This is a genomic window from Streptomyces sp. NPDC047002 (assembly GCF_040704505.1).
In the GTDB taxonomy this organism is placed as follows: domain Bacteria; phylum Actinomycetota; class Actinomycetes; order Streptomycetales; family Streptomycetaceae; genus Streptomyces.
This window is the reverse complement of sequence record NZ_JBEYWC010000002.1, coordinates 136898-154833: the sequence shown is the minus strand read 5'-3', so window position 1 is coordinate 154833 and position 17936 is coordinate 136898. Positions and strand designations below refer to the sequence as shown.

The window sequence follows — 17936 nt, the reverse complement described above, 5'->3', positions numbered from 1 at the left end:
GCCGTCCCGGTAGAGTCGGCCGGTGCCCGAGTTGAGACGGCTGCGCGCCGGTGACGCCGATGCGGTCCTGGCCTTCGAGTCGGCGAACCGCGCCTACTTCGCCGCCTCGGTCTCCGACCGCGGTGACGCGTTCTTCGCGGGGTTCGCGGACCGCTACCGTGCCCTGCTGTCCGAACAGGACGCCGGCGTCTGCGCCTTCTACCTGCTCGTCGCCGAGGACGGCTCGGTCCTCGGCAGGTTCAACCTCTACGACATCCGGGACGGCACCGCCGAACTCGGCTACCGGATGGCCCAGCACGCCACGGGCCGCGGCCTCGCGACCGCGGCCGTACGGGAGTTGTGCCGCCTCGCCCCCGCACACCACGGCCTGCACACCCTGCGCGCGGCCGTCGCCCGCGACAACGCCGCCTCACAGCGAGTCCTCGCCAAGTCCGGCTTCGCCCCCACAGCCCCCGCCGCCCCAGCCCACCTCGGCGGCAGACCCGGCACCTGGTACGAACGCGATGTGAGCGACCAGCGGTAGAGCGGCGACACAAGAGCGCCCGGCCTGAAGTCAGGCCGGGCGCTCTCGACACGGGCGCCTACAACTGGTCGAACCCGCCGCACGTGACACCACGCACGAACGCGGTGAACTCACCCGCGGCGAAGACCAGTGCCGAACCAGCGGGGTCCTTGCTGTCGCGCACGGCCACCGCCTCGCCGGCCTGGGCGACTTCGACGCACTGGCCGTTGGCGCTGCTGTAACTGCTCTTACGCCACACGACCTTGGAAAGATCCGTCTGTTTCATCTCGTACAACCTCCTCTCAGCAAGTCTCTCGAAGCACCTTGTCGATGAGGTCGATTGAGTCACCAGGACTCAACGCCTGAGCACGCAGGTAGTCGAAGATCTGGTTGTACCGCCGGATGTCCTCCTCCGCTTCCAGGAAGAGGTCACCGGCCATGCTGTCGATGTAGACGACTGACGGGTCCACGGCCTCCGGAAAGTCCATCAGCACGAAGCTGCCCGGCATCCCAGGGTGCGCACCCGTACCGAAGGGGACAACCTGGAGCGTGATGTACGGCTCGGCAGCGGACTCGACCAAGCGGCTCAACTGTTCGCTCATGACGTTGAGGCCGCCCACCTTCCTTTGCAGCGCCGCCTCGTCCACGATCGCCCACAGTTCAAGGGGACTCTCCTTCTTGAAGAGAGCCTGCCGTTCAACGCGCGCCTGTACCCGTTGGTCGACCTCCTTGGTGGTGGCCGTGGGCCACACACCCTTGATCACCGCACGGGAGTAGTCCTCGGTCTGCAGCAGGCCAGGCACGAACAGCGACTCGTAGTTCCGCACGCCACGCGCTTCGGCCTCGAAGCTGATGTAAGCAGTGTATTCGTTGGGCAGATCCGCGTGATAGGGCCGCAACCAGCCCTGCTCGTCTGCGGTGCGCGAAAGCTCCAGAATCTCCGAGCGCTGCGGATCGGTGACCGCGTAGAGATCCAGCAGCCCGACCAGCGTCCTGCGCTGCGGACGCACCTTCGCCGTCTCGATCCGGTACAGCGTCGCCGCATTGATGCCTGTCCGCTCGGCGATGTCCTCTCTGGTCAGCCCACTCACGCCGCGCAACCGCCGCAACTCTGCCGCCAGTCGGCGCAGGCGAATCGGGGGTGCATGCCGTTTCGGCGCCACTCGCCCCATCCCTTCATGTGCACGGCTGTCACGGGCGAGTTTGGCCGAGCCTTGCTCGTTCCAGCAACTTGAGTTGTAAGTGCAATCAATGCATTCGACTACTTGCATAGTACTGCCGGGCGGAGGCATGCTGAGCAAGCACAAGCACGGCACGTCCGGTAGCGAACACTCTCAGCAACAGAGGCTGTCGAGGGCGTGTCGATCCATCAGCCGTTGCGGCAGCACGAAACCGCACGGCTCCCTGTCCGGGGAGGCACGTCGTGAAATCACCCGTCTACGGCTACATGCGCTTACACACCGCGGAATCCGACAGTGAGATCGCGGAGGAAGAACGTCGACTGGCGCGGTGGGCCATGGGCGAGGGGTACTGCCTCATGCGCGTCTACCAGGAGGCGGAGGACGGCGCCATCAGCGCTCTGGTCGAGCTGATCGAAGAGCTCAGGCGCACAGGAACGCGGGCCGTCGTGGTGCCGTCCGTCCGGCACCTGGGCCGCAACAGGCCACTCCAGGACCACCTGTGGGCGCACCTCGTGGACCGCGCACGCGCCGAGGTGTACGAGGTGAGCACGCGATGACATCAACTGCGACGCCGACACCGGGGCGGTTCGCCACGTCCAGCATCTGCCTGGCAGCCGTGCTCACCGCCGTCAGCCTCTCCCGCGAGTTCGTCCGGCAGACGCTGACGACATGGCAGCTCGCCGACCACATCGACAGCGCTGAGCTGATCGTCTCCGAGCTGGCCGCCAACGCGGTCAAGGAGACCGGCCTCACCGATCCCGCACCACAGTGGGAGGATGTCGAGGCGCACCACATCATCGGCGTACAGCTACGCGTGGTGGACATGCGGCTGTATGTCGAGGTCTGGGACAGGGCAGAGGGCTCGCCCGTCGTACCCGAGCAGACGCCCGACGCCGAAGGGGGGCGCGGCCTCTTCCTCGTGGACGCACTGAGCGAACGGTGGGACGTCCACCGCCCCACCGCCGGCGGAAAGATCGTCTGGGCGCGACTACCGCTCGCCCAGACCGTCGACCCTCCGCTCCTCGCCGACCTGGCGTTCACCCAACGCGTCCTCGAAGGGCTTCGCCGCCTCCCTCACCTCAGTATGGTCGGGCCACGGTGACCGGCGGAAAGCCTTGTCACCATGCGTACGGACCCAGCGGACAACCGGTCCGTGGCCCTGCCCGCCTCCACGACCGCAGCACCGAAGAAGTCGCCCTCGCCTGTGAGGACTTCCTGACGTTCACGGCTTCCTGGACGATGCCGGGAGACACGGACGACAGCGTGGTCCACCTCGATGAGCTGCTCGGCCCCTGGTTGCGCACGGGCCACGGAACGGAGGCAACGGCTGCCAACTACGACCACTTCCTACAGGTGGTCGTCTGCGTGGTCCAAGACCTGCTCACCGGCTCCGCCAGCCTCGACTACCTGGGCGGCGGAAAGCGACGCCACACCCGCAGGATGGCGGGATTGATCTCCCCGGGCGACGGCAACATCCTGAGCCGCATGGGCTACGACCACCTCGTGCACCAGACGCTCGAAATCCAGCGCACCAGGGAGCCGAGGGCCGCGCTCCGCCGACCGTCGCCCGTGGACGGGGCGACGCGGCAGCTCGGCGTGGACCGGGCACCCCGGTGAAGGCCGCGACGGTGCGGCGTGGTGTGGTCGTCGGCCGGGTGGAGGCGTCGTTGGCGCGGATCGCCCGGCTCGATCCGGCGTTCCGCTCGTTCGCGGAGGTGTGGGAGGAGGAGGCCAGGGCGCGCGCGTGGTCGGTGGACACGGCGCTGCCGCTCGCGGGGCTGCCGTTCGCGGTCAAAGGGCCGTCCGGGAACCGGTCGTACGCGGCCGGGCGGTTGATCGCGGCGGGCGCGGCACGTCCTGGCAGACGTGGGGGCTCGGACGGTACGGGCGCACGGTGAACCCGTACCGCGACGACCGCCCCCCCCGGCGGTTCGTCCGCGGAGGCCGCAGTGGCGGTCGCGACGGGCATGGTGCCGCTCGCCACGGGCAGCGACGGCGCGGGGTCGGTGCAAATCCCCGCGGCCTGGTGCGGGGTGTTCGGCCTGAAGACGACGAGCGGCCTGCTGCCGTCCCCCGACAGGACGGGGCTCGCGGCGGCGGGGGTGCTGGCACGGCGAGCGCGCACCCGGGGGCCCTGCGGGGTGGTCGCGCCGCCGAAGGACTCCCGGCGGCGGCTGAGAGGCGGCCCCGGGGCGGGCCCCGCGCGCGGCGGACCGGGCGGGTCAGTGGGGTGGGAGGGGTTCGCGGTACTGGTGCCAGTTCCCGAGGGTGGCGGCGGGGTGGGCGGCGACGATGCCGGCGGTGATGGCGCACGTGGTGTCGACGTCGCCGAGGGGCTCGGCGGTGGCCCAGAGGGCGGAGGGGAGGTCGTCGGGGTGGCGTGCGGCGGTCCAGACGGCGAAGGGGACGGTGTCGTCGGCGCGTGCGCCGGTGCCGTTGCCGAGCAGCGCGGCCGCGTCGTCCGGCGCGGTGGTGCGGGGCAGCGCGGCGGCGCGGACGAGGCCGTCGCGCACGGCGCCCGCGGGGGTGGCGTCCGCCACGGCGTCCAGGGCGAGTTCGCCGCGCGCGGAGAGTGCGGCCGCGACCGCGACGGCCACGGCGCCCGCGACGCCCTCGGGGTGGGCGTGGGTCACCTCGGCGGAGAGCGCCGCCTCCTTCGCCGCGCGGTCGAGGTCGTCGGCGAACCAGGCGCCGAGCGGCGCGACGCGCATCGCGGCGCCGTTGCCGAGGCTGCCGCCGTCGAAGAGGCCGGGGGCGAGCCTGCGCCAGGACGCGGGCTCGGCGAGCAGGGCGGGCAGGAGCACGTGCATGCCGTAGCCGTAGCCGCGCCCGGGGTGGGCGTCGTAGGCGAGGCCGAAGCAGGCGGCGAGGCGGTCCTGGTCGACGGTGCCGCGCTCGGCGAGCACCCGGTACAGGGCGAGCGCGAGCGCGGTGTCGTCCGTCCAGGGCCACGCGGGCTCCGCGGGCGTTCTTCGGGCCCTGATGTGGGCGCGTGCCGCCTCGGGTTCGCGGAAGCGGGGGGACCACCGCTCGCCGAAGGCGTCGCCCGTGGCGAGTCCTTCGAGGCTGCGGCGCGCGGCCGCAGGGCCGCCTGTGGGGGTGGTCGCGGTCATACCACCATCGTGACGCGCGCGGCCGGGAACACACCCGCGCGGTTTCGGCCCCGTGCGGCGCGATCCGGCCGCCCCGCTTGCTGGACAACGAGTCAACAAGTGGCGCACAGGGGATTGACGCCCCTTGCTGACAAGCAGTCTCATAGGGGGTGACCGCCGGTAACCCGCCCTCCCAGCCACCGAGGAGGCTCACACCATGACCACCGCGCCCGCCCGGGCCAGCCGCGACACGGTGATGAACGACCCCGTGCTCAGGGACGCCCTCGGCCCCCTCAAGGACCGCGAGCAGATGGCGAAACGCCTGCTGGAGTCCTCGGCACGGCACTCGTTCGACCCCGACAAGGAGCTCGACTGGGAGGCGCCGGCCGAGGAGGGCAAGTGGTTCTGGCCCCCCGAGCTGGTCTCGCTCTACGACACGCCCCTGTGGCGGCGCATGTCCGAGGAGCAGCGGATGGACCTGGCGCGCCACGAGGCCGCCTCGCTCGCCTCGCTCGGCATCTGGTTCGAGATCATCCTGATGCAGCTGCTGGTGCGGCACATCTACGACAAGTCCGTCGTCAGCGACCATGTGCGGTACGCGCTCACGGAGATAGCCGACGAGTGCCGGCACTCCAAGATGTTCGCGCGCATGATCAAGAAGGGCGGCGCGCCCGCCTACCCGGTGCCGCGGGTGTACCACAACATGGCGCGCGTGCTGAAGACGGCGTCCACGACGCCCGGTTCGTTCGCCGCGACGCTGCTCGGCGAGGAGATCCTCGACTGGATGCAGCGCCTCACCTTCCCCGACGAGCGGGTGCAGACGCTGGTGCGCGGCGTCACCCGTATCCACGTGATCGAGGAGGCGCGCCATGTCCGGTACGCGCGCGAGGAGTTGCGCCGCCAGATGGTGACCGCCCCGCGCTGGGAGCGCGGCTTCACCCGGCTGACGAGCGGCCACTCGGCCCGGGTGTTCTCGGTGTGCTTCGTCAACCCGCAGGTGTACGAGAACGTCGGCCTCGACCGGCGCGAGGCGGTCGAGCAGGTGAAGGCGAGCGGGCACAGGCGCGACGTCATGCAGTCGGGCGCGCGCAAGCTCACGGACTTCCTCGACGACATCGGCGTCCTGAACGGGCCGGGGCGCGCCCTGTGGCGCAGCTCGGGTCTCCTCGCCTGAACGCGCCGCGCGGCGCGAGTGGTTACGCTTCCCGTATGACCGCTGCCACGTCCCCGCCTCCCGCGTACCGCCGGCTCAGCGTGGAACAGCGCAGGTCCCAACTGCTCCAAGCGGCCCTGACGTTGTTCGCGCAGCGACCGCCCGAGGCGGTCACGCCCGAGGACGTGGCGGCGGCAGCGGGCGTGTCGCGGCCGCTGGTGTACCGGTACTTCCCCGGCGGCAAGCAGCAGTTGTACGAGGCGGCGGTGCGCTCCTCCGCCGACCAGCTGGAACGTTGCTTCACCGAGCCGCAGGCGGGCCCGCCGACCGAGCGGCTGCGGCGCGTGCTCGACCGCTACCTCGCCTTCGTGGACGAGCACGCGGCGGGGTTCAGCGCGCTGCTGCGCGGCGGTGGCGTGTGCGAGACGTCCCGCACGACGGCGATCGTGGACGAGGTGCGGCGCGCCGCGGCCGAGCAGATCCTGCTGCACCTGGGCGCACAGCACCCGGGGCCGCGCCTGCGGATGCTGGTGCGCACCTGGATAGCCGCGGTCGAGTCCGCGTCGCTGACCTGGCTCGACGAGGAGAAACTGCCGGACGCCCGCGAGTTGCGCGACTGGCTCGTCGACCACCTGGTCGTGCTGCTCGTCACGACGGCGGCGCGGGACGAGGAGACCGCGGCGACGGCCGCCGCGCTCGCCGCGCAGGAAACGCAGGACGGCCCGCTCGCGGCGCTCGCCCGCAGGCTGGCCCCGCTGGTGGAGTCCGCGGCCTCCGGGTGAGACTGGGCGGGTGAGAAGCGAGGACACCCCGTTCGTCGGCGGCCCGCTCGACGGGCGCGTGCTGCCCGTCCTGACGGGCCTGACCGGCCTGCCCCCGAAGTGGTACGACGTCCCGGTGCCCGACGCGGCGGGCGGCCCGCCGACCGTGCACGCGTACCGCAGGGTGCCCGCGGGCTACACCCGGCGCCTCGGCATCCAGCGCGGCTGGCGCTACGAGTACGCCCCCGCCGGCCATGCCTCCGAGGGCCCCCGCCGGCCCTGGACCCGCCGCCCCGCGCCCCCGCGGCCCCCGGCATCCGAGGACGGCGGCCCCGGCACCAGCGCCCGCTGACGCCGCACGGCGGCACCCGCGGAGTGTGGACCCGGCGGCGGTCCACGTGCCCCCTGAGGGCGTCGCGCGCCCCCTCCTGGGTGGAATTCCGCCGCCATTCGGCGTACTCGTCAGCTCATCCCATGATGTGGCGTTCATCATTCCGCGGAGCGCCGGACCCGATCGCACCCCACCCGCCCCCGGCGCACCGCCTCGGAGGTGAAGGGCATGTCACGTCTGCGATCCGCCTGTGCGACGGCCATGGCGACCGCCGCGGCCACCGTGCTGACCGCGGTCCCCGGCTCGGCCGCGCCCCAGCCGGGCGGGGTGGCCGAGCTGCTGACCCAGCTCAAGAGCCTGTACCAGCAGGCGGAGGCGGCGGGCGACGCGTACAACGCGACCTCGCAGGCGCTGGCGAAGCAGCGCGCCGAGGTGGCGCGGGCGGGCGGCGGCCTCGCCACGGCGCGGGCCGCGCTCGACCGGGGCAGGGGCGCGGCGGGCGCCATCGCCCGTGCCCAGTACCGGGGCACGCCCGAGCTGTCCGGCTACCTCCAGCTGCTGCTCGCCGACGACCCGGAGCGCGCGGCCGAGCAGCAGCACATGCTCTCCCAGTCCGCGCGCTCCACCGTCGCCACCGAGGACCAGCTGGCGCGCGGCAAGCAGCAGGCGGACGCCGCGGCGCAGGCGGCGAGCGCCGCGCTCGCCGCGCAGCAGCGGCTCAGCGCGCTGAGGAAGAAGCAGCGCGACACCGCGGAGGCCAAGCTCCGGCAGGTCGAGGGGGTGCTCGCCCGGCTCACCCCCGAGCAGCTCGCGCGGCTCGACGCGCTCGACCGCAGCGGCACCGCCAAGGCGCAGCAGGACCTCGTGGCCTCGGGGGCGCTCGGCCCGCAGGGGCGCGCGGCGGCGCCCGCCACGCCGACCGCCGCGGGCGCGGCGGCGCTGCGCTACGCCGTGGGGCAGATCGGCAAGCCCTACGCGTGGGGCGCCACGGGCCCCGACTCCTTCGACTGCTCGGGGCTGACCTCGCGCGCCTGGGCGCACGCGGGCGTGCGGGTGCCGCGAACCAGCCAGGAGCAGTGGCACTCCCTGCCGCACGTGCCGCTCGGCCGGCTGCGCCCCGGCGACCTGGTGGTGTACTTCCCCAAGGCCACGCACGTCGCGATCTACCTGGGCGACGGCAGGGTCGTGCAGGCCCCGCGGCCGGGCGCCCGCGTCAAGGTCTCGCCGCTCGCCGCCAACCCGCTGCTCGGCGCCGTGCGCCCGGACCCCGCGGGCGCGGCGCTCAGCCCGGCCGCGTACCGGCCGCCCGCCCTCCCTGGGGACCCGGGAGGCGGCACAGGAAGCGGTACGGGGAGCGACGCGGCCGCGCACGCGCTGTAGGGCGCGCCTCCCGTCCTGGCGCGGACGGCCGGGGGCCTGCCGCCCCGCCCACCGGGGCGGCAGGGCCCGCCCGCGCCCCGCGCCCGGCTCAGGCGCCCCGGATCCTACGCGCACCCCGCACGCCGGGCCACGCGCTCGCCGCCGCCGCCCGCGCGAGATACGCGTCGGCGCGCTCCGGGTCGTAGAAGTAGTCCTCGAAGTCGGCAGGGTCGTCGAAGCCGTTGGCGATGCGGTCCGCCACCGCGGGCAGGCGCTCGCCCGCGCCGAACAGCCGCTCCACGTGCTCGGGCGCCGGGCCGAGCAGTGTGTTCGTCCACTTCGTGACGTGGCGCGCCTGCTCCCAGTACATCTCGAAGGTGGCGCGCATCCACTGCGCGTCGAAGGGCCGCTCGCCGCGCGCCAGTATCGCGTCGAGATAGACCGCGGCGCACTTCGCCGCCGAGTTGGCGCCCTGCCCGGTCACCGGGTCGTTGGTGACGACGACGTCGGCGACACCGAGCGCGAGCCCGCCGCCGGGCAGCGACGCCACGGGCCGCCGCACGGTCGGGACGAACCGGCCCGCCAACGCACCGCCCGGGTCGGTGAGTTCGACGTTGGTGGCGCGCGCGTACTCCCACGGTGCGAACTGCTCCATCAGCTGGAGCACCACCGCGAGGTGGTCGTCGGGGTCGGTGACGCCGTGGAACACGTCGAGCGGGCCGCCGGGTACGCCCTCCCAGAAGAGGATGTCCGCCCTGCCGCCCACGGTCAGCGCCGGGATCACGAACAACTCCCCCACACCGGGCACGAGGTTGCAGCGCACGGCATCCACACCGGGGTGCTCGGGGCGGGGCTCCACACCGTGCACGTAGGCGACGGCGAGGGCGCGCTGCGGCGTCCCGTACGCACAGCGCGCCGGGTCACGGCCGAACATCGACACCAGTTCGCCCCGGCCTGCGGCGACGAGGACGAGGTCGTAGCTGTCGGCGAAGTAGTCGATGTCGGAGACGGCGCAGCCGTGGATCACCAACTGGCCGCCGCGCTGGGCGAACGTCTCCATCCAGGCGGCCATCTTGACGCGCTGGTCCACGGATTGGGCGTAGTGGTCGAGGCGGCCGAGCCAGTCGACGGCACGGCCGCCGCCGGGGTCGCCGACCGAGATGCCGAGGCCTTCGAGCCGGGGCGTCTGGGACTCCCAGAACCCGAGGCCGAGGTCCCGCTCGTGCTGGAGCGCGGTGTGGAACATGACCTGGGTGGACATCACCCGGCCGTTCCTGATCTCGTCGGGCGTCCTGTTGGACATGAGGGTGACCGCGTAGCCGTGCGCCCGCAGGCCGAGCGCCAGGTGCAGCCCCGACTGTCCGGCGCCGACGATCAGTATCTTCCGCATGTGCTGCTCCCCCATGTGCGTCCGTCCGAGGGCGGCGGCCCGTACGGCATCGGGCGTCCTGTGCGCTGCCCCGCACACCGCCGCCCCGTCCTCGCCGTACGGTCCGACGACCCGCCCACCGTACGGCGAAGCGGCCGCGCCGTGACACCGACTCGGCACGAGCACGCCCGCGAATGGCGTGCGCCCGGCGCACCGGCGGGCGGGCCGGGCCCGGCGTCCCGTCAGTCCGTGCCGGAGTCGAGCGCGTGCCGCACGAGCGTCATCAGCGACTCGACGGCCGAGACCCGCTGGCGCGCGTCCATGATGAGCAGGGGCACGTCGTCCGCGACGGACAGCGCGTTCCTGACGGCCGTGGGGTCGAACGCCTGGGCGCCCTCGAAGTGGTTGACGGCGACGATGTACGGCAGCCCGCACGTCTCGAAGTAGTCGAGCGCGGGGAAGCAGTCGTCGATGCGCCGCGTGTCCACCAGCACGACGGCGCCGATCGCGCCGCGCACGATGTCGTCCCACATGAACCAGAAGCGCTGCTGCCCCGGCGTGCCGAACAGGTAGAGCACCAGGTCGTTGTCGAGCGTGATGCGCCCGTAGTCCATGGCGACGGTGGTGGTGACCTTGTTGGGCACCGCCGTCAGGTCGTCGGTGGCGGCGCTCGCCGCCGTCATCAGCGACTCGGTGCGCAGCGGCGGGATCTCGGAGACCGACCCGACGAACGTCGTCTTGCCGACGCCGAAGCCTCCCGCGATCACTATCTTCGTGGCGGCGGGGGCCCTGCTGCGGTCGAGCTGCCACGGCTTCAGGCTCTCCTCCGGCTCGGAGACGGCCATCACCCCGACCTCCGCCCGGGCATCGGACTCGGTGCCCTCGGCGGTGGCGGCTCTCTCCTCGGCGACGGTACCGGCCCCTGCAGCGGCGGCGCCTGCGGCTGCCTCGTCCTCGGTGACTGCGGTGTCGTCAGAGACGGCGGAGTCCACTCAATACCCTTTCCAGCAGTGCACGGTCCGGCTGTTCGGTGCCGTGCCCGGTCCCGTACACCCTGATCTTTCCCTGGTCGGCGAGGTCGCTCAGCAGCACCCTCACCACACCGAGCGGCATCTTCAGCAGCGCGGCGACCTCCGCCACCGTCCGCATTCTGCGGCACAGTTCGACGATCGCCCGCATCTCGGGCATCACCCGGGACGAGCCGCGGCGCGGCAGCTCCCTGCGCTCCTGGGGCGCCTCTATGGCCGCCACGAACGTCTCGACCTGGAGGACGTGTTCGGCCCGCGTCCTGCCGCCGGTGAGCGAGTAGGGGCGGACGCGCGACGCGCGGTGGCCGCCGCCGCGCACGGGCAGCCCCGGCGCCGGCAGGCGCCTGCGGCGGCCGGTGCCCTGCCCCGGGTCCCGGGGAGCGGTGCCCCGCTCCGGGTCCCGGGGCGCGGCGGTGCCCCGCTCCGGGTCGAACGCCTGCCCCTCGCCCGCCTGTTCGCACGCGGACGGGCCACCGGGCCGCCGCTCGTCCGGCAGTTGCCCGCAGGGCGTGGACGACCGGGTCACCGGCCGCTCCCGTGGCCCGCGTCCTCGCCGCTCCCGCCGCCGCCCTCCATGGTCCTGCGCAGTTCGCTGCGCAGCTCGGGCGTGAGGACGTGTCCCGCGCGGCCCACGAACAGGGCCATGTGGTACGCGACGACACTCATGTCGCAGTCGGGCGCGGCGTGCACACCGAGCAGCGAACCGTCGCTGATGGCCATGACGAAGAGGCTGCCGTCCTCCATGGCGACCATGGTGTTCTTCACCGGGCCGCCCTCCATCAGCTTGGCGGCCCCGATGGTGAGGCTGCCGATGCCGGAGACCACGGTGGCGAGGTCGGCGCTCGAACCGCGCGGCCCCTGGGGGCGGTCGGCGTCCTCGGGCGCGGCCGCCGCCTCGGCCTGGCCGGGGTCGGAGGAGAGCAGCATCAGGCCGTCGGACGAGACGACGGCGACGGAGCGTACGCCAGGCACCTCCTCGACCAGGTTGTTCAACAGCCAGTGCAGGTTCCGGGCTTCGGAACTCAGTCCGAACGTGCCGGTCGCAGTCAACTGTGTGCCTCCTCGACTGTGTCCCCCGCCGCTTCGGTGTGACGCTGTGCCGTGTGGTCCTGCTGGTGGTCGTTCCGGTGGGCCGGGGGCTGCTGGTGCCCCGCGGGCCCGCCGTACGGCCCGGCCTGCTGCTCCGGGACCTGCCCCGGGAGCCGCTGCCCCGCGGGCCGCTGCACCGGCTGCTGCCCGGGGAGCTGTTGTACCGCACGCCCCGCCGCGGCCGCCTGCTGCCCCTCGAACTGCCAGGCGGGGCCCTGCTGTCCGTGCCGTTCCGCGGCGGCCCCGGGGCGCTGCGGCTCCTCGGCCTGCCGGATCTCCGCTTCCGCGTCGTGTCTGCCCGCCTTCGCGCCCTGGTGGAAGCCGCCGAGTCTACGGCGCAGCTCCTCGGGGTCCACACCGCGCTTGCGCACCGGGGCCGCGCCCGCGGTCCGCACCGCGCGCGGCACCCGCTTGGGCAGCTGCCCGCCGGGGGCGCCCCCCTGCGGGCCCGGCAGCCGCATGGTGAACGTGTCCTGGTCGGGGCCTCCTGCCGGCCGCTCGTGCGCGTCAGGCCCGATGGCGTACGGGTCGGGTCCCGGCGCTGCGGCACGGGGCTGCCTGGCGGCGGGGACGCGGGCCCTGCCGCCCTGGGCCGCGGGCGTGCCGGGCGCCGCCTGGGGCACCGGAGCCGCCCGCAGAGCGGGATCCTGCCGCACGGGCAGCCCCTGGGGGGCCGACTGCTCCAGCGCTGTCCGAGCCTGGTCCCGTGCCCTCGGCCCGGAGTGCGCGGGAGCACCGAGAGTGCCCGCGCGCTCCGCCGCCCGTACGGACGCCTCGGCCGCCGCGATCACCGGGTCGCCCGCCGGGCCCGAGCCCGGACGCACCGGCAGCACAGGGGAGTTGGCCTCGGCGACCGAGCCCGGCAGGCTCAGCGCCGACGCGCTGTCGGGCACCGGCGCGTCCTCGCCGACCGCGGGCGGCGCCGAAGGCAGCAGCGACTGCGGCAGGTTGACGACCGCCGTGATGCCGCCGCCCTGCTGCTGCCTGCGCAGCTCGACCCGTACGCCGTGGCGCGCCGCGAGCAGGGCCGTGACGCGCAGGCCGAGGCCCTCGGTGCGCGCGTGGGGCCCCGAGGGGGCGGGCGGGGCGCCCGCGGGCACGGCGAGCCTGGTGTTGAGTTCGGTGAGCCGCTCGTCGGTGAGCCCGATGCCCTGGTCGACGACGGAGAGCATGACCTCACCCGACTCCAGGAGCCAGCCGGACAGTTCGACCGCCGCATCGGGCGACGAGAACGAGGCCGCGTTCTCCAGGAGTTCGGCGACGAGGTGGCTGAGGTCGTCCGCCGCGTGCCCGGCGACCTGGGCGTGCGGCGGCAGCGTCTGGATGGTGACGCGCTCGAAGGGCTCGATCTCGCTGACCGCTGCGCGCAGGACGTCCACCAGCGGGACCGGGCCCGCGTGCGCGTGGCTCTGCTCGTGCTCGGCCAGTACCAGCAGGTTCTCGCTGTGCCTGCGCATGACCGTGGCCATGTGGTCGAGCTTGTAGAGCGTGGCGAGGCGCTCGGGGTCCTGCTCGCGCTCCTCAAGCGACTCGATGACGCCGAGCTGGCGCTCGACCAGGCCGAGGTTGCGCAGCGACAGATTGACGAAGGTGTGCCGCACGGTGTGCCGCAGCTGCCTCAACCGGTCGCTCAGCTCGGCGATCCGGGCCTGGAGCGCGGCGTGTTCCTCCGCGGCCTCGGCCGCCTGCGGGCCGCCGACGGGGCCGGCGGCGTCCGCGGCCGCGCGCTCGCCGATGCGGTCGGTGAGCGTGAGCACCCTGGCGTGCAGTGTGTTGAGGGCTCGTACGACCTCGGCGAACTCGTCGTTGCGCCCGGTGAGGCGCGCCGGGCCCTCGGTCGCCGGTGCGGCGGCGAGCCGCGCGGCGCCGCGCCGTACGGCCGCGAGCGGCCTGGTGAGCGTGCGGGCCACGGCCGCCGACACCACGACGGCGACCACCAGGCACCCGGCGGCGAGCGCGGCGCGCAGCTCCAGGTCGCGCACGGCGTCGTCGCGGAGCTTCTCGAAGCCCTTGAGCCGGTCGGCGGCGAGCCCGGAGCGCGCGCCCCGCATCTGGTCGATCCTGGCGGTGAGCGCGGAGTCGAGCTTGCCGCGGTCGGTGTCGAGGTCCGTGTCGGAGAGCTCGGGGGCGGCCGTGAGCCGGTCGAGGTAGCCCTCTGCGGCCTTCACACCGGCGCCGGTGACCGTGTCGGCCCAGGCGCGGCGGTCCGCCGCGCCCGCCGTGGCGTCGAAGGCGTCGAGGGCTGCGCGCTCGCGCACGCGCGCCAGCTGGGCGGCGGCGCTGAGCGCGTCGCGCGCCTTGCCCTCGGCGGAGCCGGAGTCCGCCATGGGCAGCCCGGTCATGGGGTTGACGGTCGACTGGCCGACCGGCACGGCCAGGGCGGCGAGCAGCAGCCCGCGGGTGGCCGACGCCTCGTCGGCCGCGCGGTCGAGGTCGGCGTCCGCGCGCGCGCCGGGGGCGGCGCCCGCGGGCGCGAGGTCGGCGACCTGGGCGTCGAGCCGCAGCAGCGAGTCGACGACGCGGGAGTACGCGGTGTACGCGTCGACGGCCGAGCCCTTGCCCGCTACGGCGGCGCGGCGGACGGCGGTGACGGTGCCGAGGTCCTTCAGGGGGCCGGCGAAGGCGGCCGGGACCGAGGAGTCCGCGACGAGGGCGTCGAGTTCGGTGATCTGCCGGTCGACGCGGTCGCCCGCGGCCCGGAAGCCGTCCTCGCCGTCGTCCTTCGCACTGTCGCCGTCCTCTGCGGGGCGGCCGGCCGCGACGAAGACGACGACCTGGTCGCGCTCGTCCGCGAGGGCGTCGGAGAGGGAGACGGCCTGGCGGTCGAGCCGGGCGAGGGTGACGAGCCGCTGCGCGTCGTCGAGCCGCGCCGAGGCGTACAGAAGGCCGGGGGTGCCTGCCGCGGCCACGACGATGCCCGTGACCACGACGCCGGCGACGAGCCGCGTGCGTACCCGCTTACGGCGCCCCATCGGAGTGCCGCCCCGCACACCGCCGTTCCCCCGAGGCCGCTTCTTCTGCACCGGTGCTCGCATTCTCGACTCGTCCGCCCATGAAGCAGAGGTGACGGCGGGTCACGACGAGCCACCCCCAGCCCCTGGCACGGCTTCCGACCATTCCAGTGGTTTCACGGAGGAAGACGCGCATCGGCCGACCCGCCACCTGAACGAGTGAACATCACGAAGGAGTTGGCCTTCAACTTTCCCTGGCATGTGCCACGAGCCTGCCCAGCGGGGCGAATGGACCTGCGGCGCGGGCTTTGGAAGGATGCCCGCCCGCATCCTCGCGGCGCCCGGTCCCGGTGATCGTTTTTCGGCCGGAGGCCCCCCGCGGCCCCCGGCACGCCGATCCGTGCGGGCCCTGTGGGTGAACGGCGCAGGTGGGCCGGGTTCCCTTCACACCTCCTCCCGCTCTCCCCCGCTCCGGCAGACTGGTCGCCATGCGCTTCGAACTCGCCACCGCACCGGGAACGGCCGGACGACCCAACGAGGACTGGACTTCCGTGATCGCGCCCGCCGCGGGCGAGGGCGGCGCACTGGTGCTGCTTGACGGGGTCACGCCACCGGCAGGCCCCGACGGTTGTGTACACGGGGTCCCGTGGTTCACGGCACGCCTCGGCGGCGCACTGGCCGAACTGTGCGGTTCCCGCCGGGACCTGTCCCTGACCGAGATCCTCGCCTCGGCGATCGCGGCGACGGCCGCGGAACATCGGGACACTTGTGACCTTTCTCACGTACGCACCCCTCAGGCGACGGTGGTGCTCGCGCGGTGGAGCGGGGGCCCGGAGAGCCCGGGAGGCGCCGGAGGCACGGTCGAGCACCTGGTCCTCTCCGACTCCACCCTGCTGCGGGAGGACAGGGACGGGCGGGTGACCGCGCTCGTCGACGACCGGCTCGACCACGTCCCCGCCGAGGTGAAGCGGTCGGTCGCCACCACGGACGCGCTGCGCAACGCGGAGGGCGGCTTCTTCACCGCGGCCGCCGACCCCTCGGTCGCGGCGCGCGCGGTGACCGGGAGCGCACCGGCCGCCGAGGTGCGGTCCCTGCTCGCGCTCACCGACGGCGCGGCCCGCTGGGTGGAGATGTTCGGCGAGGGCGGCTGGGCGGAGTGCCTCGCGCTGGTGCGCGAGCGCGGCGCGCGGGAGCTGATCGCCCGGGTGCGGGCTCTGGAGGGCGCCGCGGAGCACGTACGGGGAAAGCGGCACGACGACGCGACGGCGACGTTCGCCGAGCTGTGAGCGGACCGCGGCCGGAGGGCGGGCGAGGGCGGGCGCGGGAGCGCCGGTGAGACCCCGGACGGGAGCCGCCCGAGCGTCGGGTTTCACCCGTAAGGGATGTTTGCCGGGCGCTCCTCACCCTCCCGCGCGAGCGACCCTCTCACTCGTTCGAGGGACGGCGGCCGGGGCACGGAACCGGCCGGTGCGAACGCCCGTCCCGACCGGGTCCTTCAGGCCGCGAAACGGGCGTTCAGCTGGTGCAGGAGACGGGCGAGCTCGGCGATCTCGCCGCGGTCCCAGTCGGCGAGTTTCTGCACGTAGCGGCCCCTGCGGGCGTCCCTGACCCGGCGGAAGCTGTCGAGCCCCTCGTCCGTGATCCGCACCAGCGAGGCGCGGCCGTCCGCCGGGTCGGGCTCCCGGGCGATCAGCCCCAGCTCCTGGAGCGCCCTCAGCTGCCTGCTCATGGTCGCCTTGCCGACCCCGAAGTACGCGGAGAGCTCGGTCGCGCGCTGCTGCCCGCTCTCCTCGAGGCGGACGAGCAGGCCGTAGGCGGAGGGTTCGAGATCGGGGTGCACCTCGCGGGCCATCTCGCCCGAATTGGCCCTGGCACGGCGGAGGAAGACCGCCAGTTCGCGTTCCAGGTCGAGGAACTCGGGGGTCACCTGGCTCCCGTCCGCGGACACGAGTCCCCTCTCCGTACCGCCGCCGTGCACGTCAGCTGCCATCGCGCGCTTTCCCGCTCCCGAGGAGTCCGAAGCCGCGGCCCTTGCCGTGGCTCTCCGTATTTTCGCAGGTTTAGTCCATCAGCAGCAGCGTGGTGGGGCTGCGGCCGCGCGGCGGTGTCCGTAGCGTTTCAGGGTGACATGTCCCCCTTTGACGGATTGTCGACCCGTCAAGAGATCCCCCCACCAAGGTTTTCGGAGGCACGCAATGTCCGTGCGCAGACCCGGAACGCGCAGCAGCCGCCGCACCCTGTACGCGGCGTCCGCGGCGCTCCTGGCCACCTTCGCCCTCCCGCTCACCCTCCCCGGCGTCGCCACCGCCGAGGTCTCCCCCCTCCCACCGGCGCCAGGACGGGCGGCGTCACCGCTCGCCGACGCGGCGCCGGCGCGCGGCACCGCGTACATGGGCATGGGCGTCGTCGCCCACGACGGCGAGGGCCGGGCGCCCATCGCCGACCGCGGCCTCGCGGTCGCCCAGACGGAGGGGGTCGACGTCTCGAGCCACCAGGGGAGCGTGAACTGGTCCTCCCTCGCCAAGTCGGGCGTGAAGTGGGCCTACGTCAAGGCGACCGAGGGCAACTACTACCAGAGCACCACGTTCAACCAGCAGTACACCGGCTCGTACAAGGCCGGCCTGATCCGCGGCTCGTACCACTTCGCGGCCCCCGACACCTCCAGCGGCGCCAACCAGGCGGACTACTTCGTCAAGCACGGCGGCAACTGGTCGAAGGACGGCAAGACGATGCCCGGCGTCCTGGACATCGAGTGGAACCCGTACGGCGCGGCCTGCTACGGCCTCTCGAAGGCGAAGATGGTCAGCTGGATCAAGGACTTCGCCACGACCTACAAGGCCCGCACGGGCCGCGACGCGGTGATCTACACGGCCACCACCTGGTGGAAGCAGTGCACCGGCGACTACGCGGGCTTCGCGAAGACGAACCCCCTGTGGGTCGCCCGCTACAACACCTCGCCCGGCACGCTGCCCAAGGGCTGGGGCTTCCAGACGATCTGGCAGTACACGTCCTCGGGCCCTGTCGTAGGCGACCACGACAAGTTCAACGGCTCCCTGGACCGCCTCCGCGCACTGGCCAACGGCTGACCCGTCCCGCCCCGCCGCCCCCGGAAGCGCTGCT

The 17936-nt window shown here is 73.5% G+C and carries 19 protein-coding genes and 1 pseudogene; 11 read left to right on the top strand and 9 right to left on the bottom strand.

Going from position 1 to position 17936, the window contains the following annotated elements; translation table 11 throughout:
- Window positions 1–22 precede the first annotated feature (22 nt).
- Entirely contained in the window at window positions 23–523 is a 501-nt protein-coding gene (locus AB0910_RS03695; RefSeq protein ID WP_366742858.1) for a GNAT family N-acetyltransferase, read from the top strand.
- A 58-nt stretch (window positions 524–581) separates the two neighbouring features.
- Here AB0910_RS03695 and AB0910_RS03690 read toward each other — a convergent pair whose 3' ends face one another.
- Both AB0910_RS03690 and AB0910_RS03685 read right to left on the bottom strand, forming a co-directional pair.
- Entirely contained in the window at window positions 582–788 is a 207-nt protein-coding gene (locus AB0910_RS03690) for a DUF397 domain-containing protein (RefSeq protein ID WP_366742857.1), read from the bottom strand.
- Between the two features lie 16 nt (window positions 789–804).
- On the bottom strand, window positions 805–1665 hold the full coding sequence (locus tag AB0910_RS03685; RefSeq protein WP_366742856.1) for a helix-turn-helix transcriptional regulator: 861 nt from the start codon (window positions 1663–1665) through the stop codon (window positions 805–807).
- Window positions 1666–1925: 260 nt separating this feature from the next.
- Here AB0910_RS03685 and AB0910_RS03680 point away from each other — a divergent pair, with 260 nt between their 5' ends.
- From AB0910_RS03680 to AB0910_RS03665, 4 genes and pseudogenes are all read left to right on the top strand, one after another.
- Window positions 1926–2240: a recombinase family protein gene (locus AB0910_RS03680; protein ID WP_366742855.1), complete on the top strand. Its 315-nt coding sequence runs from the start codon at window positions 1926–1928 to the stop codon at window positions 2238–2240.
- Complete coding sequence (locus tag AB0910_RS03675) at window positions 2237–2785, top strand: ATP-binding protein (protein ID WP_366742854.1); 549 nt, start codon at window positions 2237–2239, stop codon at window positions 2783–2785. The genes AB0910_RS03680 and AB0910_RS03675 overlap by 4 nt, the downstream gene beginning before the upstream one ends.
- Window positions 2786–2922: 137 nt before the next feature.
- Window positions 2923–3300, top strand: coding sequence for a hypothetical protein (locus tag AB0910_RS03670; protein WP_366742853.1), 378 nt, complete (start codon window positions 2923–2925; stop codon window positions 3298–3300).
- A 38-nt stretch (window positions 3301–3338) separates the two neighbouring features.
- Window positions 3339–3797: pseudogene (locus AB0910_RS03665) on the top strand (amidase family protein); the annotation flags it as partial.
- Window positions 3798–3905: 108 nt separating this feature from the next.
- On the opposite strand, the gene AB0910_RS03660 reads toward AB0910_RS03665, so the two are convergent.
- Entirely contained in the window at window positions 3906–4796 is an 891-nt protein-coding gene (locus tag AB0910_RS03660) for an ADP-ribosylglycohydrolase family protein (RefSeq protein ID WP_366742852.1), read from the bottom strand.
- 196 nt (window positions 4797–4992) lie between these two features.
- Here AB0910_RS03660 and AB0910_RS03655 point away from each other — a divergent pair, with 196 nt between their 5' ends.
- The 4 genes from AB0910_RS03655 (at window position 4993) to AB0910_RS03640 (ending at window position 8400) form a co-directional block, all read left to right on the top strand.
- Window positions 4993–5949 (top strand): diiron oxygenase, encoded by a 957-nt coding sequence (locus AB0910_RS03655; protein ID WP_366742851.1) that lies wholly within the window; start codon window positions 4993–4995, stop codon window positions 5947–5949.
- A 35-nt stretch (window positions 5950–5984) separates the two neighbouring features.
- Window positions 5985–6710 (top strand): TetR/AcrR family transcriptional regulator, encoded by a 726-nt coding sequence (locus AB0910_RS03650; protein WP_366742850.1) that lies wholly within the window; start codon window positions 5985–5987, stop codon window positions 6708–6710.
- A 10-nt stretch (window positions 6711–6720) separates the two neighbouring features.
- Window positions 6721–7041 (top strand): hypothetical protein, encoded by a 321-nt coding sequence (locus tag AB0910_RS03645; protein ID WP_366742849.1) that lies wholly within the window; start codon window positions 6721–6723, stop codon window positions 7039–7041.
- A 207-nt stretch (window positions 7042–7248) separates the two neighbouring features.
- Window positions 7249–8400 (top strand): C40 family peptidase, encoded by a 1152-nt coding sequence (locus tag AB0910_RS03640; RefSeq protein WP_366742848.1) that lies wholly within the window; start codon window positions 7249–7251, stop codon window positions 8398–8400.
- Between the two features lie 88 nt (window positions 8401–8488).
- Here the strand turns inward: AB0910_RS03640 and AB0910_RS03635 are convergent, their stop codons facing one another.
- From AB0910_RS03635 to AB0910_RS03615, 5 genes are all read right to left on the bottom strand, one after another.
- Complete coding sequence (locus AB0910_RS03635) at window positions 8489–9769, bottom strand: styrene monooxygenase/indole monooxygenase family protein (protein WP_366742847.1); 1281 nt, start codon at window positions 9767–9769, stop codon at window positions 8489–8491.
- A gap of 221 nt (window positions 9770–9990) precedes the next feature.
- Entirely contained in the window at window positions 9991–10593 is a 603-nt protein-coding gene (locus AB0910_RS03630; protein ID WP_366743021.1) for an ATP/GTP-binding protein, read from the bottom strand.
- A 127-nt stretch (window positions 10594–10720) separates the two neighbouring features.
- Window positions 10721–11116, bottom strand: coding sequence for a DUF742 domain-containing protein (locus tag AB0910_RS03625; RefSeq protein WP_345647463.1), 396 nt, complete (start codon window positions 11114–11116; stop codon window positions 10721–10723).
- A gap of 182 nt (window positions 11117–11298) precedes the next feature.
- Window positions 11299–11826, bottom strand: a complete 528-nt coding sequence (locus AB0910_RS03620) for a roadblock/LC7 domain-containing protein (protein WP_366742846.1) — start codon at window positions 11824–11826, stop codon at window positions 11299–11301.
- Window positions 11823–14837: a nitrate- and nitrite sensing domain-containing protein gene (locus AB0910_RS03615; protein ID WP_366742845.1), complete on the bottom strand. Its 3015-nt coding sequence runs from the start codon at window positions 14835–14837 to the stop codon at window positions 11823–11825. The genes AB0910_RS03620 and AB0910_RS03615 overlap by 4 nt, the downstream gene beginning before the upstream one ends.
- 467 nt (window positions 14838–15304) lie before the next feature.
- Between AB0910_RS03615 and AB0910_RS03610 the strand changes: the two genes are divergently transcribed.
- Window positions 15305–16102 carry a hypothetical protein gene (locus tag AB0910_RS03610; protein WP_366742844.1) on the top strand — a complete coding sequence of 266 codons (798 nt, stop codon included), beginning with the start codon at window positions 15305–15307 and terminating at the stop codon, window positions 16100–16102.
- A gap of 209 nt (window positions 16103–16311) precedes the next feature.
- Here the strand turns inward: AB0910_RS03610 and AB0910_RS03605 are convergent, their stop codons facing one another.
- Window positions 16312–16806 (bottom strand): MarR family transcriptional regulator, encoded by a 495-nt coding sequence (locus AB0910_RS03605; protein WP_366742843.1) that lies wholly within the window; start codon window positions 16804–16806, stop codon window positions 16312–16314.
- A 205-nt stretch (window positions 16807–17011) separates the two neighbouring features.
- Between AB0910_RS03605 and AB0910_RS03600 the strand changes: the two genes are divergently transcribed.
- Window positions 17012–17902, top strand: a complete 891-nt coding sequence (locus tag AB0910_RS03600; RefSeq protein WP_366742842.1) for a lysozyme — start codon at window positions 17012–17014, stop codon at window positions 17900–17902.
- Window positions 17903–17936: the final 34 nt, after the last annotated feature.

Excerpts from the sequence above, each read along its gene's own strand:
- AB0910_RS03615 (WP_366742845.1), bottom strand. The coding sequence starts at position 14,837 with ATGGGGCGCCGTAAGCGGGTACGCACGCGGCTCGTCGCCGGCGTCGTG.
- AB0910_RS03660 (WP_366742852.1), bottom strand. The coding sequence starts at position 4,796 with ATGACCGCGACCACCCCCACAGGCGGCCCTGCGGCCGCGCGCCGCAGC.
- AB0910_RS03690 (WP_366742857.1), bottom strand. The coding sequence starts at position 788 with ATGAAACAGACGGATCTTTCCAAGGTCGTGTGGCGTAAGAGCAGTTAC.
- AB0910_RS03630 (WP_366743021.1), bottom strand. The coding sequence starts at position 10,593 with ATGGCCGTCTCCGAGCCGGAGGAGAGCCTGAAGCCGTGGCAGCTCGAC.
- AB0910_RS03600 (WP_366742842.1), top strand. The coding sequence starts at position 17,012 with ATGTCCGTGCGCAGACCCGGAACGCGCAGCAGCCGCCGCACCCTGTAC.
- AB0910_RS03655 (WP_366742851.1), top strand. The coding sequence starts at position 4,993 with ATGACCACCGCGCCCGCCCGGGCCAGCCGCGACACGGTGATGAACGAC.
- AB0910_RS03650 (WP_366742850.1), top strand. The coding sequence starts at position 5,985 with ATGACCGCTGCCACGTCCCCGCCTCCCGCGTACCGCCGGCTCAGCGTG.
- AB0910_RS03675 (WP_366742854.1), top strand. The coding sequence starts at position 2,237 with ATGACATCAACTGCGACGCCGACACCGGGGCGGTTCGCCACGTCCAGC.
- AB0910_RS03605 (WP_366742843.1), bottom strand. The coding sequence starts at position 16,806 with ATGGCAGCTGACGTGCACGGCGGCGGTACGGAGAGGGGACTCGTGTCC.
- AB0910_RS03640 (WP_366742848.1), top strand. The coding sequence starts at position 7,249 with ATGTCACGTCTGCGATCCGCCTGTGCGACGGCCATGGCGACCGCCGCG.
- AB0910_RS03635 (WP_366742847.1), bottom strand. The coding sequence starts at position 9,769 with ATGCGGAAGATACTGATCGTCGGCGCCGGACAGTCGGGGCTGCACCTG.
- AB0910_RS03610 (WP_366742844.1), top strand. The coding sequence starts at position 15,305 with ATGCGCTTCGAACTCGCCACCGCACCGGGAACGGCCGGACGACCCAAC.
- AB0910_RS03670 (WP_366742853.1), top strand. The coding sequence starts at position 2,923 with ATGCCGGGAGACACGGACGACAGCGTGGTCCACCTCGATGAGCTGCTC.